This window comes from Cupriavidus sp. P-10 (assembly GCF_003402535.2).
GTDB lineage: Bacteria > Pseudomonadota > Gammaproteobacteria > Burkholderiales > Burkholderiaceae > Cupriavidus.
The window spans coordinates 746,258-764,058 of the sequence record NZ_AP025170.1; the positions used below are offsets into that span (position 1 = coordinate 746,258).

Sequence of the window (17,801 nt, forward strand, 5' to 3'; positions counted from 1 at the left end):
CCTGCTGCCACGCCTGCCAACAAGCCAACCCAGCGCCTGCCTGCCGCCGCGGCGGGCCGCCCGCGGCCGCCCTGGCGGCGCCGCAATGGAAGCCGTCATGTCCATGAATTTCCCCATCCCGCGCGAAGCGGACGGCGCCGGCGCATCGGCGCCGGCCATGCCCGAACCGGAAGCAGCACCGCTGCCGCCGCGACAGACAGCCACTGCCGGGCCGGCCGACGCCGGCGGCGCGGCGCGCGACCTGTCCGGGCTGGCCTGGCTTGCGCCGAGCCTGCGCGGCGCGCTCGAAGACGCGGCCGCGGAACTGGGCCACTACGTCGAAGAAATCCGCCAGGCGCCCGAGGCGCTGGGCGCGCGCGATACCACCTCGCTGCGGCTCGCCGGCCAGCACCTGCACCAGGCCGCCGGCGCAGTGCATATCGTCGGGCTGCGCGGCACCGACCCGTACTGCCAGGCGCTGCGCCGCCTGCTCGAAGCCATCGATGCCGGCCAGCTCGCCGCCGATGCGCAGGCGCTGGCGGTGTTCCGCGCCGGCGTGCAGGCACTGGCCGAATATGTCGATGACCTGATGGCCGGCGACGACGAGGCCCCGCTGCGGCTGTTCCAGCCTTACGCCGGCGTGCTGGCGCAACTGCGCGAGGAGCGCGTGCATCCGGCCGACCTGTGGCTCGACGAGCTGCAGATGCTGCCCGGCATGCTGCTGCCGGCGCGCAGCCCCGCCGCCATCACGCGCGCGCGCCAGCAGTTCGAAGCCACGCTGCTCAAGGCCATGCGCCTGCCAGTTGCGTGCCAGGACGCGGCCCTGCTGCGCGAGGCCTGGCTGCCGCTGCATGCGGCGCTGGACGAAGTGCGCGCCAACGAGCAGGAACCACGCCGCGCCGCCGACCATCCGGACCGTGGCGTCTGGCATGTGCTGGGGCTGGTGTTCCGCGCGCTGGCGCATGGGCTGCTGCCGTCCGACCTGCTGGCAAAGCGCTTTGCCGGGCGTGCCAACCTGCTGCTGCGCCAGTACCAGCAAGGGCATGTGCGCGTGCCGCAGGCGCTGCTGAACGACGCCGTGTTCCTGCTGGTCTGCACGGGTCTGGCGAAGACGGCTGCCGGCGACGCTCCCCAGGCCGATGGCGCCGCTGCCGTGCGCAGCGACATCGCCCGTACGCTGGTGGCTTTCCGCCTCGATGCCGCGCACGCGGTGGCCGATGCCGACTTCCGGCTGCGTTACTACGGCTGGCTCGACCCGATCGATACGCGCAACCTGCAGCAGGCCGCCGCGGGGCTGGAGCAGGCCGCCGCCGGCGACCAGGCCGGCTGGGAAACCGCGCTCGCCGCGCTGGCCGAAGCCGCACAGCCGCTGGCCCAGCCGGGCCTGCAGCACTGCCTGGCACAGGCGGCGGGGTCCGCCGCGGGGTGCGACTGGGAACGCAGCCGTGCGGGAGCGCTCGGTGCCACCGGCATCGCGCTGTTCCTGACGCGCGCGCTGGCCCTGCCGTGGCGCGTGCACGGACAATCCGCGCATCCCGCCGCGGCGCGCTTTGCCGCGCAGTGCGAGGCGCTGGCCGATTGCCTGCACCAGTCGGTCTCGGATCCAGACGTGGGCGCGCCTGCGTGGCTGGCCAGCATGGTCGACGAAGCGCGCGCGCAGGCGCTGCGCAGCGAGGCCGTGGCGCAGCTGCGCGCGCAGCTTGACAGTGGCGAATCGTGGCTCGACAGCTATGACCGCAATGCGGCGCGCGCCGATGGCGCCGGCCACCTGCGCGATGCGCGCCAGGCGTTCGCGGCGCTGGGCAACACGCTGGAGCGGCTGCAGGCGACGCCGGCGTTGCCGGCTGTGCTGGCCGGCGACGCGGCCAGGGCCACGGCCGCGGTGCAGGCCGTCAACGCGCGCCTGGCCGCGGTCGGCGATGCCTCCTACGCTTCCGACGCCGCTACGCGCACCGAGCTGCTTGCCGCCGTGGCCGCGGAGCTCGGCACCGTCCATGCCTTTGCCGATGCACTGGAATTCGGCCGTGCCCGCCGCCACGACCTGCCCGCCGAAGCGGCAGCCGTCGAGGATGTGCGCGCACCGCAGCATCCGCTCGCTGCCGCCCGCGATGCCGCGGCTGAAGCCCTGCAGGCCGGGCCCATGCCCGACGCGCCGCAGGTGCAGCGCCTGCGTGCCGCGCTGCAGGCGCTGGCCGACCAGGCCGCGATCGACGACAACGCGCCGCTGCGGCGCCGCGCCGCCGACGCCACCACGCAGTGCAATGCCTGGCTGGCCGGCAGCGACGATGCCGCCGGGCGCCTGATGCTGGCGCTGGCCGATGCCGCGGGCGAACCCGATCCCGCGCCGCTGCCTGCCGCCGCCACAGCGCCGGCTCTGCCTGCTGCTGGTGACAGCGCCGCGGTCGATGCCGAACTGCTCGACATCTTCCTGAATGAAGCCGACGAGGTGCTGGGCGGCATTGCCGGCGACCTCAACGCAGGCGTCGAGGCGTTGCGCGATTCCGATACGCTCAGCCGCGTGCGGCGCGCCTTCCATACGCTCAAGGGCTCGAGCCGCATGGTCGGGCTGCATCGCTACGGCGAAGCCGCGTGGGCGGTGGAGCAGGTGATGAACCTGTGGATCGCCGAGGCGCGCGCGCCGGTGCCGGCGCTGCTGTCGCTGCTGCGCCGCGCGCACGCCGAGCTGTCGGCGTGGGTGGCGCAGCTGCACCGCGACGCGGGCGCTGCGCACGATATCGCGCCGCTGGTGGCGACTGCCGAGGCGGTGCGCGACGGCGTCCAGCCGAATGCCGACGAGGCAGTCCCAGCCGAGCCCTCCATTCAGGAGGAGGATTTGCCAGCGGTGTCCGCGGACGACAACCAGCCGGGCGCGGCGGCACCGCAGGACACGGCCGCAGACGAAGACAACGTCATCCCGTTCCGCCTCGCCGGCGGACTGTCCAGCGACGAGGACAACTACAAGGTCATCGGTCCGGTCCGCATCGGCCTGGCGCTCTACAACGTCTACCTGCAGGAGGCCGACGACCTGCTGCGGCAGTTCGCCACCGATATCTCCGAATGGCGCCACGAGGGGCGTCCGTGCCCGAGCGAGCTGGCACTGCGCGTCGCGCACACGCTGCAGGGCAGTGCCTCGACCGTGGGGCTGGAGCCGGTGCGCGAGATCGCCGAAGCGCTGGAAGGATTGCTGCTGCAGCTGGGCTCGCACCCGGTGGCGATGCATCCGGGCGACTTCCGCCTGCTGGAGCAGGCGGCGGAGCGGCTGCGCGGCATGCTGCACCAGTTTGCCGCGGGCGTCTGGCCGCAGGCCGATGCCGGTCTGCGCCGCGGCCTGGTGGAATTCGGCGAGCGCGCCTTGCTGCGTCCGCGCGTGGCCGTGCCGGCGTCGCCCGCGCCGGTGGATGGGATGGCGCAGCTTTATGGCCAGCCGCTGCACGCGGACAACGAAGCGCCGCTGGTGCCGGCCCCGGCCCGGCCCGCGCCGCCTGCGCATCATGATGCCGTCGTGATTGCGCTGCCGACCTCGCACCGGCCGCCGGTCGCGGCGGAGGCCGACGACGGCGACGGCGCCGCACCCGACCCCGCGCTGGTCCAGATCTTCCTCGAGGAAGCCCAGGGTACGCTGCCCGAGCTGGGCAAGCTGGTGCGCACCTGGGAGGCGGCGCCGGTGGACACGCGCCACGGCGGACTGGTGCTGCGCGCGCTGCATACGCTCAAGGGCAGTGCGCGCATGGCCGGCGCCATGACGCTGGGCCAGGCCGCGCACGAGATGGAGACGCTGCTCGATGCCAGCCTGCGTGCGCAGGCCGGGCAGGGCGTCGACCCGCAGCTGTTCGCGCGCCTCTACGCCTGGTACGACCGTATCCTCGCGCACGCTGAAGCGCTGCAGGCCGGCCGCCTGCTGCCCGCGGACGACCCCGACGTGGTCAACGGCCTGGGCGTGTCCCCGCGGGATGAGGCGGAACCCTTTGCAGAAGCGCAGCCAGGAGCGCTGCCAGAGGCGCAGCCAGGAGGGGCCGCGGATCCTGTTGCCGATGCCGCCGTTGCGGTTGCCATGCTGCCGGTCATGCCCGGGCCCGCGGACGTGATGGTGCCAATGCCGCCCACTCTGCCCACGCCTGCCGCCGAGCCGCAGCGTGCGCTGGTGCGCGTGCAGGCGCGCGCGCTCGACACGCTGATCAACGAGGCCGGCGAAGTCGGCGCGACGCGCGCGCGGCTCGACAGCGAGCTCGACGCGATGCGCACCTACCTGGGCGAACTCAACGACAACGTCGCCCGCCTGCGCGGCCAGTTGCGCGAGATCGAGATCCAGGCCGAATCGCAGATGGCGTCGCGGATCGCCGACGCGCAGCACAAGCAGGAGTTCGACCCGCTCGAGTTCGACCGCTTCACCCGCTTCCAGGAACTGACGCGGATGATGGCCGAATCGGTCAACGACGTGGCCACCGTCGAGCAGAACCTGCAGCGCGGCTTCGACCGCGCCGCGGGCGACCTGGCAGCGCAGGCGCGCCTGACGCGCGGGCTGCAGCGCAGCCTGATGCAAGCGCGCATGGTGCAGTTCGACGCGCTGGCCGAGCGCCTGTACCGCGTGGCGCGCCAGGCTGCCGCCGAGACCGGCAAGGAGGTGCGGCTGCTGATCAAGGGCGGCACGGTGGAGATCGACCGCTCCGTGCTGGATCGCATGGCCGGCCCGATCGAACACCTGATCCGGAACGCGGTGGTGCACGGGATCGAGCCCGCGCTGCAACGCCGCGCAGCCGGCAAGCCCGCCACGGGCGCGCTGACGCTGGAAGTGCAGCAGGAAGGCAATGAAGTGGTGCTGCATTTCGTTGATGACGGCAACGGGCTGGACCTGGCGCGCATCCGCGCGCGCGCGGTCGAGCGCCACCTGCTCGCGCCGGACGACGACGCCGGCGAGGCGCGCCTGACCGAGATGATCTTCACTCCCGGCTTCTCCACGGCCGAGGCGGTCTCCGAGCTGGCCGGGCGCGGCGTCGGCATGGACGTGGTGCGCGCCGAGACCGTGGCGCTGGGCGGGCGCATCACGCTGGAATCGAAGCCCGGGCGCGGCACCACCTTTACCGTGCACCTGCCGCTGACCACGGCCATCACGCAGGTGCTGGTGTTTTCGCTGGGCGCGCGGCGCTATGCGGTGCCCAGCGGCATGATCGACCAGGTGCAGCAGCTGCGCGCGCCGGCGCTGGTGGAGGCCTACAACCAGGGGCGCCTGGCGGTGGCCGGCGCCGAGGTGCCGTTCTTCTACTTCGGCGCCTTGCTGGAAGAGGGCAACGCCGTCGCGGCTGGCCGCAAGTACTCGCCGGTGGTGCTGGTGCGCAGCGGCGCCGAACGTGTCGCCGTGCACGTGGACGAGGTGGTCGGCAACCGCGAAGTGGTGGTCAAGCACATCGGGCCGCACCTGGCGCGGCTGGAAGGCATTGCCGGCGCGACCACGCTCGGCGACGGCGAGATCGTGCTGATCTACAACCCGGTGGTGCTGGCGCAGCGCCTGGTGCGCGAGCGCGGCCAGCCCGCGCCGCAGCAGATGGTGCCCGCGCAGTCCGCGCCGGCGCTGGCGCCGCAGTTGGCGCCGCAGTTGGCGCAACCCGTGGCCGGGCCGCTGGGCGCGGTTGCGGAACTGGCCGGCGACGGCAGCGCCGCCCCGGTGGGCGGCCTGGCGCTGCAGCCCACGGTGATGGTGGTCGATGATTCGCTGACCGTGCGCAAGGCGACCCAGCGCCTGCTCAGCCGCGCCGGCTACCAGGTGGTGCTGGCGCGCGACGGCGTGGATGCGCTCAAGCAGCTGCAGGACGTGATGCCGGATGCGATGCTGGTGGATATCGAGATGCCGAACATGGACGGCTTCGACCTGACCCGCAACGTGCGTTCCGATTCGCGCACAACGCATATGCCGCTGGTCATGATCACCTCGCGCACGGCGGACAAGCATCGCCGCTACGCGGAGGAGATCGGCGTCAACGTCTACCTCGGCAAGCCGTATAACGAGGACCAGCTGCTGGCCACGCTGCAGCGCCTGCTGGGCGAGCGCGCGGCGGGGACGGCGGCTTCGGTGGCGCAGATGCTGGGCGAGGGACCCCAGGACTGACGGTTTGCCCCTCGCCCGCTTGCGGGAGAGGGAGACCACCGGCAGCCGCTCGACCGCCTGCAGATAAGAAAAAGCGCGGCATCGCAAGACGCCGCGCCCTTCCTCTCCTCCGGCAACGCCGCGCTGCGGCGCTCCCATCCTCAACCTACCAGCGCATCTGGCTGTTGCGCCCGCCGGTGCTCACCGTGGCCGTCTTGGTCCGGCCCTGGTAAGTCGCCCGCACGTTGTACGTACCGCTCGGCGCCTTCAGCAGGCAGCGTGGCCCGTCCGCGACAAAGCTCGCGACTTCCTTGTTGCCGCGCATCAGCTTGACGTCGACGTCCGACAGGTACTCCCCGCGGTCGCCCTGCGTAAAGAGCAGGCTCATGTTGTAGTTGCGTGACTGCCGTTGCAGCGCGACCTGCTCGTCTTCGGCAACGCCGCCGCAGATATAGGTCACCGGCCCCGCAGTACGCTGCACCATCGCGTCACGCGGTGGCGGAGGCGACGGCGTCGTCAGCGGCGGGCGCGGCTGGGCCGCGGTGGGCGGCGGCGCGGGTACGGCGGGTGCGGCGGGTGCGGCGGGTGCGGCGCCTCCCGGTGCAGGGGTGGGTGACGCCACTGGCGGCGGCGCGGCAGTGCCTGGCGCCGCAGCCGGCGGGGCAGGCTGTGCCACCGGCGGCGGCATGGCGGTCGGCGGCTGCGTTGCAGGCGCGGTCACGCCTGGGGTCGGCGCGATGGCACCGGCAGGAGCTGGGGCAGTCGCTGCCGGGGCTGGCGCAGGTGCAGTCGCTGCCGGGGCTGGTGCAGGTGCAGCGGGAGCAGGCGTTGGCGTGGCTTCGACCACGGGTGCCTGGGCATGGCTGGCGGCAGGCACGACGGCGAGCAGCGCGACCACGCCGGCGCTCAGTGCAATCACGATGCGCTTGACGCGCGTGCGGCGTGCGAGACGCGCTTCAACGCGCTCAAGCGACTGGGTCGGGGCAAACGGGGGCAGGTGCGGCATCGTGGCCTCCTTGGCGAACTTCAGGATTCACATGCCCGGAGGACCCCGTGTGGATCACTCCGGGTGTCTTCCTTTCCATGCTAGGGCGCAAGCCGCGGCCACACTGCCGGGCTTGGTCCTACATCCGCGTCAGCGGACCGCGCGTCGTGGGCAGATGGGCGGCGCGCCAGACACTTGCCGGAATCCCAAAGAAAAACGGCGCCTCCCTTGCCGGAAAGCGCCGTTGCCGGGCCTTGAGCGAAGCGCTTGCCTACCTTCGGCCCACCAGTCGTGCCGGCACCGACAGCGTAAGCGCCGCGCCCACCACCAGGCACGCGGCCAGCAGGTACATGCCGGAGTCCGTGCTCTTGGTCAGGTCCTTGAGCCAGCCCACCGCGTACGGGCTGAGGAAGCCGGCGAGGTTGCCCAGCGAGTTGATCAGCGCAATGCCGGCGGCCGCGCCGGTGCCCGCCAGGAACGATGTGGGCAGGCTCCAGAACAGCGGCAGCGTGGTCAGGATGCCGATGGTGGCCAGCGTCAGCGCGAACATGGCCAGCGTGGTATCGGTGGCCCAGTGCACCGACAGCAGCAGGCCGAACGAGCCGAGCAGCGCGGGGATCGCGATATGCCAGCGCCGTTCGCCGCTGCGGTCGGCGCTGTACGCCACCAGCACCATGCCGATGACCGCGCAGCCATACGGGATCGCGGTCAGCAGGCCGATGTCGAGCGCGCTCTTCACGCCGGTCTGCTTGATGATGGTCGGCAGCCAGAAGCTGACGCCATACAGGCCCATGACGAAGCAGAAGTAGATCGCGCTCATCAGCCAGACGCGCGGGCTGAACAGCACGGTGCGGATCGGCGGGTCTTCCTTGTGTGCGTCTTCGGCGGCGATATTGCGCTCGAGCAGCGCCTTTTCCTCGGCCGTGAGCCACCTGGCGTGCGCGATGCGGTCGTCCAGGTAGGCCAGCACCCACAGCCCGACCAGGATCGAAGGCACGCCTTCCAGCAGGAACATCCACTGCCAGCCCGCCCAGCCATTGTGGCCGTCGAAATTCTGCATGATCCACCCCGACAGCGGGCCGCCGATCACGCCCGACAGCGCGATTGCGGTCATGAAGAAGGTGGTGGTGCGGCCGCGCCGGTTGGCCGGGTACCAGTAGGTCAGGTACAGGATGATGCCGGGGAAGAAGCCGGCCTCGGCAATGCCCAGCAGGAAGCGCAGCACGTAGAACATGGTCGGCGTGGTGACGAACATCATCGCCGCCGAGATCGCGCCCCAGGTGATCATGATGCGCGCGATCCAGATGCGCGCGCCCACCTTGTGCAGGATCACGTTGCTGGGCACTTCGAACAGGAAGTAGCCGATGAAGAAGATGCCTGCGCCCAGCCCGTAGACGGTCTCGCTGAACTTCAGGTCGTTGAGCATCTGCAGCTTGGCGAAGCCCACGTTGACGCGGTCCAGGTAGGCCACCACGTAGCACAGCAGCAGGAAGGGCACCAGGCGCCAGCTCACCTTGCGGTAGGTGGCGTCTTCAAAGGCGGCGCCGCCGACGCCAGGGTTTACTGCGGTCGTTGTCATGCTGTCTCCTGAGGATGGTTGCGTTCTTGCGACGCGGTACAGCGGTATTACGACAAGGAAATTTTCGACAAGGAAATGCTGGTGGGGCAGGGCTCAGACGCAGCGCCCGCCGTCGACTTCGATGCAGGTGCCGGTGATGAAGGCGGCTTCGTCCGAAGCCAGGTACAGGCAGGCGTTGGCGACGTCCTGCGGGGTCGACATGCGTCCCATCGGGATGGTGGCGAGGAATCTGGCGCGGTTCTCGGGCGTGTCGGGCATGCCCATGAATTCTTCGAGCAGCGCGGTGGCGCCGATCACCGGGTTGACGCAGTTGACGCGGATCTTGTCCGGGCCCAGCTCCGCCGCCATCGCCTTGCTGGCGGTGATGACCGCGCCCTTGCTGCCGTTGTACCAGACCAGGCCGGGACGCGGGCGGATGCCGGCGGTGGAAGCGATATTGACGAACACGCCTCCGCCGCGCTGGCGGAAGTGCGGGACAAAGGCACGCGCCGACCAGTAGATGCTCTTGACGTTGACCGCGTAGACGCGGTCGAACTCATCCTCGGTGATCTCCAGGATGGGCTTGTTGCGATGGGTGGTGCCGGCGTTGTTGACGACGATATGCACGTCGCCGAAGGCGGCCAGCGCGGCCTCGCGCATGGCCTCGGTATCGTCGCCGCGCGAGACGTCGGCGCGCACCGCGCGCGCCTGGCCGCCGGCCTCGCGGATCGCCGCGGCAACGCGCTCGGCGGCGTCTTCGCGCAGGTCGGCCACCAGCACGCTGGCGCCCTCGCGCGCGAAGGTGTGGGCGATGCCTTCGCCGAAGCCGGAACCGCCGCCGGTGACGATCGCTACCTTGTTGGCCAGTCTCATCGCTTGTCTCCTTGTGTTGTGGTTTTCGGTGATCGATGCGGGTAAGCGTTCAGTGCGGCGATGTCAGTGCGAAAACGGCCCCCGTCCGCGCAAGGCATTCGCGACCATCATCACCGCCAGCAAGAACGGCAGCGCCACATACAGGCACCAGTGCACGCGATCGCCCATGACGTCGCCCCACTTGCGCTTGAACACCTGCAGCCGCGGCATGCCGGAGGGATTGGTGGCGCGCTTGTTCCGCACATGCCACGCCATCCAGAAAAAGAAGATGGCAAAGGCGATGGAAAGGAAATTGATGTTACCCATGTTGAATGGCGATGGTTTTCAGTGTGGTGAATCCATACAGGGCCTCGAAGCCCTTCTCGCGGCCGTAGCCGGACTGGCCGGTGCCGCCGAAGGGTAGCTCAACGCCGCCCCCCGCACCGTAGTTGTTGATAAAGACCTGGCCCGCGCGCAGCTTGTGCGCCAGGCGCAGCTGGCGGCCGCCGTCGCGGGTCCAGACGCCGGCGACCAGGCCGTAGGGCGTGCCGTTGGCCAGCGCGATGGCATCGGCCTCGGTGTCGAAGGGCATGGCCGCCAGCAGCGGGCCGAACACTTCTTCCTGCGCGAGCCGGTGCGCGGGCGGGACATCGCGGAACAGCATCGGCACCTGGTAGTAGCCGGCCTCGGGCGCCTCGGCCACGATCTGGCCCTGCGCCATGACTGCCACGCCGGCATGCTGTGCGTCGGAGACGAAGTCCCACACGCGCTGCTGCTGCTTGCGGCTGATCAGCGGGCCGCATTCCAGGTCGAGTTCGGCCGGGCCCACGCGCAGCGACTCGAACACCGACGCAATCCGGTCAAGCAGCGCGTTATAGACCGGCCGTTCCACCAGCAGGCGGCTGCCGGCCGAGCAGGTCTGGCCGGCGTTCTGCACGATGCCGTTGACCACCACCGGCACCAGCGCGTCGATGTCGGCATCGGCAAACACGATCTGCGGTGACTTGCCGCCCAGTTCCAGCGTGACCGGCACGTGGTTCTCGGCGGCCAGCTGCGATACCAGCTTGCCGGTCTGCGGCGAGCCGGTGAAGGAGATGTGGTTGATGCCGGGATGGCGCGCCAGCGCGGCGCCGGCTTCGTGGCCGTAGCCGGTGATGATGTTGAGCGCGCCTTCGGGCAGGCCGGCCTCGGCTGCGATCTCCGCCACGCGCAGCAGCGACAGGCAGGCGTCCTCGGCCGGCTTGACCACGCAGGCATTGCCGGCGGCCAGTGCCGCGCCCACGCTGCGCCCGAAGATCTGCAGCGGGTAGTTCCACGGAATGATGTGGCCGGTCACGCCATGCGCCTCGCGCACCGTCAGCACGGTGTAGCCGGGGGTGTAGGGGATGGTCTGGCCGTGCAGCTTGTCGACCGCGCCGGCATAGAACTCGAAGTAGCGCGCCACGGCGCGGGCGTCGGCGCGGGCCTGGCGCAGCGGCTTGCCGGTGTCGCGCGCTTCCAGCGCGGCCAGTTCGTCTTCCTGGGCGATCAGCGCCACGGCAACGCGGTTAAGCAGGCGCACGCGCTCGGCCGGGGCCATCTGGCCCCACGCGCCGTCGGCGGCCTGGCGCGCGGCGTGGACCGCGACGTTGATGTCGGTGGCGTTGCCACGGGCGATCTCGGCAAAGGGCTCGCCGTTGGACGGGTCGAACACCTTGATGCGCAGGCCGTTGTCCGGCGCGATCAGGCGGTTGGCGACAAAGTGCTGGGCATGCATGGGTGGCTCCGGGGCAGCACGGCGGCTGCGGCTATTCAGTGTCGGCTGAAGAATGCGCCATTATCGCGCACGGCGGCGTGGCGGCAACGCGTTGCACCGGGCAGAGAGGGCAGAATGGGGCTGGCTTGTCAGCAACCGGTCAGGCGCGAGCCGTTATAATGCCCGCCATCCGACAACATAGCGCAGGCATCTGGAGAACCGCATGAGCTTCAACCTCGTAACCCCGGGCAAGGACATCCCCAACGATTTCAACGTCATCATCGAGATCTCGGCCCAGAGCGATCCGGTGAAGTACGAAGCCGACAAGGAAACCGGCCTGCTGTTCGTGGACCGCTTTATCGGCACCGGCATGCGCTATCCGGCCAACTACGGCTACATCCCGCAGACCCTGTCGGGCGACGGCGACCCGGTGGACGTGCTGGTGCTGTCCCCGTTCCCGATCCTGGCCGGCGCCGTGGTGCGCTGCCGTGCACTCGGCATGCTGAAGATGACCGACGAGTCGGGTGTGGACGCCAAGCTGGTGGCCGTGCCGCTGGACAAGCTGTCGCCTGCTACTGCCTACATGAAGGGCCTGTCGGACGTTCCGCAGAACCAGTTGGACCAGATCAAGCACTTCTTTGAGCACTACAAGGCACTGGAAGCCGGCAAGTGGGTCAAGGTCGAAGGCTGGGCCGGCATCGAGGAAGCCCACAAGGAAATCACCGACGGCGTGGCGAACTACAAGAAGTAAGCTGAACCTTCGCTGAAGAAACCCCGCCGCGGCGGGGTTTTTTGTTGCCCGCCGCCTGATGGCGGTTAGGACCTGCCCGCGCGGCTTGCGCTACGCTGGGCCGGTGTCGAACGAGAAGGAGAACCACACCATGAACCGCACCACACCGGGCATCAAGCCGATGCAGGGCCTGCCGGAAGTGCTGTCGCCATCGCGCCGCTATGACCGGCTCGCGGTGGGCTTCCATTGGGTGGTGTTCGTGCTGGTGGCCCTGGCATATGCGGCCATCGAACTGAAGGGCAATTTCGACAAGGGCACGCCGGCGCGCGCGCTGGCCATGGATATTCATGAATGGGCCGGGGCGCTGGTGCTCTTTTTGGCGCTGCCGCGGCTGCTGTGGCGGCTGGTGCGCGGCGCCCCGGCGCCCGAGCCCGGCCCGCGCTGGATGCGGCTGGCGGGCGAGGCCATGCACTGGGTGCTGTACCTGTTTATCCTGGCGCAGCCGCTGCTGGGGCTGTTGGCGATGAATGCCGGCGGGCACCTGCTGGCGTTGCCGTCGCTGGGGATCGAGGTGCCCGCGTTGGTGGCGGCGGACCCCGCGCTGAAGGATACGGTCAAGGTTATCCACGAAACGCTGGGGACCGCGTTCTACCTCGTCATCGGGCTGCATGCGATGGCTTCGCTGTTCCACCACTACATGCTGGGCGACAACACGCTGCGGCGCATGTGGCGCTGAGCGCCACGGCGGCTCAGGAACGGGCGAAGGGATTGCGTTCGTTCAGTTCGTCCAGGTAGGCGTCGATGCCGTGGCGCTCGCGCGCGAGGAAGCGCTCCACGGCATCGGCAAAGTCGGCATGCGCCAGCCAGTGCGCCGAGCGCGTGGCCACGGGCAGGAAGCCCCGCGCCATCTTGTGCTCGCCCTGCGCGCCGCCTTCGAAGGTGCGGATGCCGTGGGCGATGCAGAACTCCAGCGGCTGGTAGTACGCGGTCTCGAAGTGCAGGCAGGGGTGGTATTCGAGTGCGCCCCAGTAGCGGCCGTACAGCGTGCTGACGTGCGGCGCATCGTCGTACACCAGCAGCGACGAGGCGATCGGCTGGCCCGCGCGCTCGGCCACCACCAGCAGCAGGTGCTGCGGCATCGCCGCGCCGATGCGCCGGAAGAAGTCCAGGTTCAGGTAGGGGGTGGAATGGTGCTCGCGATAGGTCTGGCGATAGCATCGGTTGAAGAAGCGCCAGGCCTCGTCGTCGATCTCGCTGCCGCGCAGGTGACGGAAGGTGATGCCGGCCTGCGCTACCTGACGCCGTTCGGCGCGGATGTTCTTGCGCTTCTTCTGTGACAGCGTGGCGAGGAAGTCGTCGAAGCTGGCGTAGGGTTTGCCACCGCTTTCGCCATTGCCTTCACCACCATTGGTCCAGTGGAACTGCACGCCGTGCCGCATCAGCATGCCGGCCTGCTGCATCAGCCCGGCTTCGGCCTCGTCGGGGAAGAGGACATGCAGCGACGACATGCCGCTTTCCGCCGCCAGCGCCAGCGCCACCTCCAGCAGCAGCCGGCGGGCTTGCGGATCTTCAGCGATCAGCCGCGCGCCGCGCACCGGCGTGAACGGTATCGCCGACAGCCACTTGGGGTAGTACTCGATGTTGTGCCGGGCATAGGCATCGGCCCAGGCCCAGTCGAACACGTACTCGCCGTACGAATGCGCCTTGGCATAGAGCGGCATCGCCGCAGCCAGGCGGTCGCCTGCCCACAACGTCAGGAAGCGCGGATGCCAGCCGGTCTCGGCGCATGCGCTGCCGCTGGCATGCAAGGCATGCAGGAAGGCGTGGCGCAGGAAGGGCGTCGGTTCAGGCTGGCGCACCAGCAGCGCGTCCCAGGCGGCCGGGTCGATCTCGGCCAGGTCGGAGACGATGCGCGTCTGGTAGGCCGAAGTGTCCGCTTGGCGGGCCTTCTGGTCGTCTGCGCGGCTGCCTGCGGCCGCCGTGTCGCCGGAATCCGACTGCATGGGCTGTAGCTGAAGGGGAGGGACGGGATTACCGCGCGCGGCGCGCATGGCGGCTTGAGTCTACCGGAAACGGCGCGCAGGCGCTGCGGCAAGGCACCTGCGGCAGGGCGCTGGGTGGCGACGTAGAATGGCGGATATGCGTCACCCCCCAGGTTCAGGCGCGGATGACCCGCCCCATGCCTGCCATACCCCAGGGCCCGATATGAAGACTCCGTTTTTCAACCTCTATTCCCACGGCTTCGCCCGCGTGGCGGTCGGCGTGCCGGTCTGCCGCGTGGCCGACCCCGCCTTCAATGCGCGCGAGACGCTGGCGCTGGCCACACAGGCCGCGCAGCGCGGCGCGGTGCTGGCCGCGTTCCCCGAGCTGGGCCTGTCGGCCTATACCTGCGACGACCTGTTCCACCAGCGCACATTGCTCGATGCGTGCGAGGCCGCGCTCGGCACCATCGTCGAAGCTTCGCGCAAGTTGCCGCTGGCGATGGTGGTGGGCATGCCACTGCGCGTGCAGCACCAGCTGTTCAACTGCGCCGTGGTGGTGGCCGCTGGCCGTGTGCAGGGCGTGGTGCCCAAGTCGTTCCTGCCCAACTACTGGGAATTCTATGAAGGGCGCCAGTTCAGCGCGGCCGACTGCGCCACGGTGGACAGCGTGCGGCTGCTGGGCCAGGACGTGCCGTTCGGCGCCGGGCTGCTGTTCGATATCGAAGGGCTGCCCTTCTTCCGCTTCCATGCCGAGATCTGCGAAGACGTGTGGGTGCCGGTGCCGCCGTCGTCGTTTGCCGCGATGGCTGGCGCGACCGTGCTGGTGAACCTGTCGGCATCGAACATCGTGATCGGCAAATCGGGCTACCGGCACCAGCTGGTGTCCCAGCAGTCGGCGCGCTGCCTGGCGGCGTACCTGTACACCTCGGCAGGGAAGGGTGAGTCGTCGACCGACCTGGCCTGGGATGGCCAGGCGCTGATCTACGAGAACGGCGAGATGCTGGCCGAGTCCGAACGCTTCTCCGACGACTCGCACCTGCTGTTTGCCGATGTCGATGTCGAACGCCTGTCGCGCGAGCGTATGCACCAGGTCACCTTCGGCCATTCGGTGCGCCGGCACAAGGCCGAGGTGGGAGCTTTCCGCGTGGTGACCTTCGCACTCGACCTGCCGCGCGACAAGTCGCTGCCGCTGGCGCGCAACGTGGCGCGCTTCCCGTACGTGCCGGCCGATCCGCGCCAGCGCGACGAGCGCTGCATGGAGGTCTACAACATCCAGGTGCAGGCGCTGGTGCAGCGGCTGTCGGCCAGCAAGATCAGCAAGGTGGTGATCGGCGTCTCCGGCGGGCTCGATTCCACGCACGCGCTGCTGGTCTGCGCCAAGGCGATGGACCGCCTGGGGCTGCCGCGCGCCAATATCCTGGCGTACACCATGCCCGGCTTCGCCACCAGCGACCGCACGCTGGACCAGGCGCGCAAGCTGATGCAGGTGGTGGGCTGCAGCGCCACCGAGATCGATATCCGCCCCAGCTGCCTGGCCATGCTGAAGGACCTGGGCCATCCGTACGCCGCCGGCGAGAAGGTCTATGACGTGACCTTCGAGAACGTGCAGGCCGGCGAGCGCACCAACCACCTGTTCCGGCTGGCCAATTTCCAGGGCGCCATCGTGATCGGCACCGGCGACCTGAGCGAGCTGGCGCTGGGCTGGTGCACCTACGGCGTGGGCGACCACATGTCGCACTACAACGTCAACGCCAGCGTGCCCAAGACATTGATCTCGCACCTGGTGCGCTGGGTCGCCGAGACCGGGCAGATCGGCGAGGGCGGTGCCGATGTGCTGCTGGCGGTGCTGGACACCGACATCAGCCCGGAGCTGGTGCCCGGCGACAGCAACCATGGCCCGGAGCAGAAGACCGAAAGCACCATCGGGCCGTACGAACTGCAGGACTTCAATCTCTACTACACGCTGCGCTTTGGCTTCACGCCGTCCAAGATCGCCTTCCTGGCCCAGCACGCCTGGGGCGACCGCGAGCGCGGCGTGTGGCCGTACGGGCCGGAAGTGGCGCGCAACCAGTATGGGCTGCCGGAGATCAAGCGCAACCTTGCGATCTTCCTCGACCGCTTTTTCCGTACCAGCCAGTTCAAGCGCTCGTGCATCCCGAACGCGCCCAAGGTGGGATCGGGCGGTTCGCTGTCGCCGCGCGGCGACTGGCGTGCGCCGAGCGACTCGGAGTCGGCGGTGTGGCTGGCGGACCTGGAGAAGGTGCCGGACTAATACCGCGGTCTCACTAAGCAGTGAAATGGCCCGCATTGTGCGGGCCATTTTCTTGCCGGGGTGCTGTCAGGCAGCCGGCCCCGAGACCAGCTTCAGCCCCATCACGCCGCACAGGATCAGCGCGATGCAGCCCGCGCGTGCCAGCGAGGCCGGCTCGCCCAGCCACAGCATGCCGAGCATTGCGGTGCCGGCCGCGCCGATGCCGGTCCAAACCGCGTAGGCGGTTCCCACCGGCAGCACTCGCAACGACAGCGTCAGCAGCACGATGCTGGCCAGCCCGGTTGCCACCGCATAGACGCTGGGCCAGAACCGGCTGAAACCGGCCGACCATTTCATGCCGAAGGCGAAGGCAATCTCGAGCAGGCCGGCGACGACCAACAGGGTCCACGGCATCGCTCAGCCGGCCAGCAGGCGACGCGTGAACAGGCTGTGCAGCGTACGCACGGACAGCACCGCGATCGCCACCGTCAGGACCAGCAGGATCAGCCCGGCCAGCCAGTGGAGCACGCCGGCCTGCGCGTGGCCCGCATACTTCAGCGCCGCGTTCGACAGCGCCGCCATCGGAAAGCTGATGGCCCACCACGACGGCGCGAACTGCACCGGGCGGCGGAACACGCGCCACGCCAGCAGCACGAACAGGAACAGGCCGAAGTAGAACAGCATGCCGGCAAACAGGTCGACGTGGCCGGTCACGTTGACGTAGGCGAGAAAGCCCACCTCGAACGGCGCGATCAGGATGATCAGCGACGGCACCATGCCGGCGGGCAGCGGATCATGATGGACGAGGCGCGAGAAGATCATCACGAAGAACACCAGCGCGATCACGGTGCCGACGGCGGCGGCGAACAGGTTGACCTCGTGCGCCCACGCCATCGGCATGGTGCCGCCGGCCACGGCGATGTCGAGCGTCGCCACGCCGGGAATCAGCCAGGCCGGCACGACATTGGCCGGCTCGGTGCGGCCGTTGAGCAGGCGGCCCGCGATGACGACGGTCAGCGCCACGGTGAGCACCGTGCCGACCACCCAGATTGCCTGTCCCAGCGCCGCGTGATGCACGCCGACCACCGACGACAGCAGCAGGATGGCGATGGCGATGGTGCCGAAGAAATTGCCGGCGACGGGATGGCTGAATTCCGCGCGGACTGCGTCGGGATAGCGCTTCCACTTGGCCAGATAGCCGGCCGCCAATGCCACGAAGGCGAGCACGGCGAGCACGCCGACGGCCTCGCCGATGGCGGGGCTGGCACCGAAGGGAGTGACTGCGCCGCGCCATGCCAGTGACAGGCCGGACAGGCCCATGACGGCGGCGAACAGGTTGACGGGGAGGTGCTTCACGGAACTGCGGGGCGCCGGCAGGGCGGCCGCGAGATGGGCTGCAACAGTCATATTCGTGGTTCTGCTTCAGGAAATTGCCCGCATTGACGGGTGATAAGGAGCGAGGAGCTTGCCGCGGCCTGCGGGGATTGCGGCAGGGCCTGGTGAAGGGAATTATGGTTTTCGGATGCACTGGCCGATAGGCGCCAGATGCGTCAAATCCTGCCAATCACGGGTCGCTCGCTGCCAGTGGCGACGCAGCGCCGCTTTTCCTGCCTAGACTGCGCGCCGTTTGCGATGCGAAGGAAAGGAAAA

Annotated in this window: 12 protein-coding genes; 4 read left to right on the top strand and 8 right to left on the bottom strand. The window is 69.5% G+C overall.

All coding sequences use genetic code 11. The annotated features are described in order from the left end of the window. The first annotated feature begins 97 nt into the window (after positions 1–97). The gene (locus CTP10_RS03455; RefSeq protein WP_116317834.1) at positions 98–6,079 is read left to right on the top strand and encodes a hybrid sensor histidine kinase/response regulator; all 5,982 of its coding nucleotides are present in this window, start codon (positions 98–100) and stop codon (positions 6,077–6,079) included. A gap of 145 nt (positions 6,080–6,224) precedes the next feature. Here the strand turns inward: CTP10_RS03455 and CTP10_RS41255 are convergent, their stop codons facing one another. The 5 genes from CTP10_RS41255 to CTP10_RS03480 all read right to left on the bottom strand — a co-directional run bounded on the left by CTP10_RS41255 (position 6,225) and on the right by CTP10_RS03480 (position 11,209). Next, on the bottom strand, positions 6,225–7,064 hold the full coding sequence (locus tag CTP10_RS41255; RefSeq protein ID WP_116317344.1) for a hypothetical protein: 840 nt from the start codon (positions 7,062–7,064) through the stop codon (positions 6,225–6,227). 250 nt (positions 7,065–7,314) lie between these two features. After that, complete coding sequence (locus CTP10_RS03465; RefSeq protein ID WP_116317345.1) at positions 7,315–8,622, bottom strand: MFS transporter; 1,308 nt, start codon at positions 8,620–8,622, stop codon at positions 7,315–7,317. Positions 8,623–8,715: 93 nt separating this feature from the next. Further along, positions 8,716–9,474: an SDR family oxidoreductase gene (locus tag CTP10_RS03470; RefSeq protein WP_116317346.1), complete on the bottom strand. Its 759-nt coding sequence runs from the start codon at positions 9,472–9,474 to the stop codon at positions 8,716–8,718. Positions 9,475–9,537: 63 nt separating this feature from the next. Further along, positions 9,538–9,780, bottom strand: coding sequence for a hypothetical protein (locus CTP10_RS03475; RefSeq protein ID WP_116317347.1), 243 nt, complete (start codon positions 9,778–9,780; stop codon positions 9,538–9,540). Next, a complete protein-coding gene (locus CTP10_RS03480; RefSeq protein WP_116317348.1) occupies positions 9,773–11,209 on the bottom strand; it encodes an aldehyde dehydrogenase family protein in 1,437 nt (478 codons plus the stop codon). The genes CTP10_RS03475 and CTP10_RS03480 overlap by 8 nt, the downstream gene beginning before the upstream one ends. A 202-nt stretch (positions 11,210–11,411) precedes the next feature. On the opposite strand from CTP10_RS03480, the gene ppa reads away from it, so the two are divergent. Both ppa and CTP10_RS03490 read left to right on the top strand, forming a co-directional pair. Continuing rightward, a complete protein-coding gene (gene ppa / locus CTP10_RS03485) occupies positions 11,412–11,939 on the top strand; it encodes an inorganic diphosphatase (protein ID WP_010813006.1) in 528 nt (175 codons plus the stop codon). A 130-nt stretch (positions 11,940–12,069) separates the two neighbouring features. After that, positions 12,070–12,654, top strand: a complete 585-nt coding sequence (locus CTP10_RS03490) for a cytochrome b (protein WP_442875107.1) — start codon at positions 12,070–12,072, stop codon at positions 12,652–12,654. 13 nt (positions 12,655–12,667) lie between these two features. Here the strand turns inward: CTP10_RS03490 and CTP10_RS03495 are convergent, their stop codons facing one another. Further along, positions 12,668–13,921, bottom strand: a complete 1,254-nt coding sequence (locus tag CTP10_RS03495; protein WP_116317349.1) for a GNAT family N-acetyltransferase — start codon at positions 13,919–13,921, stop codon at positions 12,668–12,670. Between the two features lie 202 nt (positions 13,922–14,123). On the opposite strand from CTP10_RS03495, the gene CTP10_RS03500 reads away from it, so the two are divergent. Next, positions 14,124–16,172 (top strand): NAD(+) synthase, encoded by a 2,049-nt coding sequence (locus CTP10_RS03500; RefSeq protein ID WP_116317350.1) that lies wholly within the window; start codon positions 14,124–14,126, stop codon positions 16,170–16,172. A 66-nt stretch (positions 16,173–16,238) separates the two neighbouring features. On the opposite strand, the gene CTP10_RS03505 is transcribed toward CTP10_RS03500, so the two are convergent. Both CTP10_RS03505 and CTP10_RS03510 read right to left on the bottom strand, forming a co-directional pair. Then, positions 16,239–16,565, bottom strand: a complete 327-nt coding sequence (locus CTP10_RS03505) for a DMT family transporter (protein WP_116317351.1) — start codon at positions 16,563–16,565, stop codon at positions 16,239–16,241. A gap of 3 nt (positions 16,566–16,568) precedes the next feature. Further along, the gene (locus CTP10_RS03510; RefSeq protein WP_116317352.1) at positions 16,569–17,558 is read right to left on the bottom strand and encodes an SLAC1 anion channel family protein; all 990 of its coding nucleotides are present in this window, start codon (positions 17,556–17,558) and stop codon (positions 16,569–16,571) included. Positions 17,559–17,801: the final 243 nt, after the last annotated feature.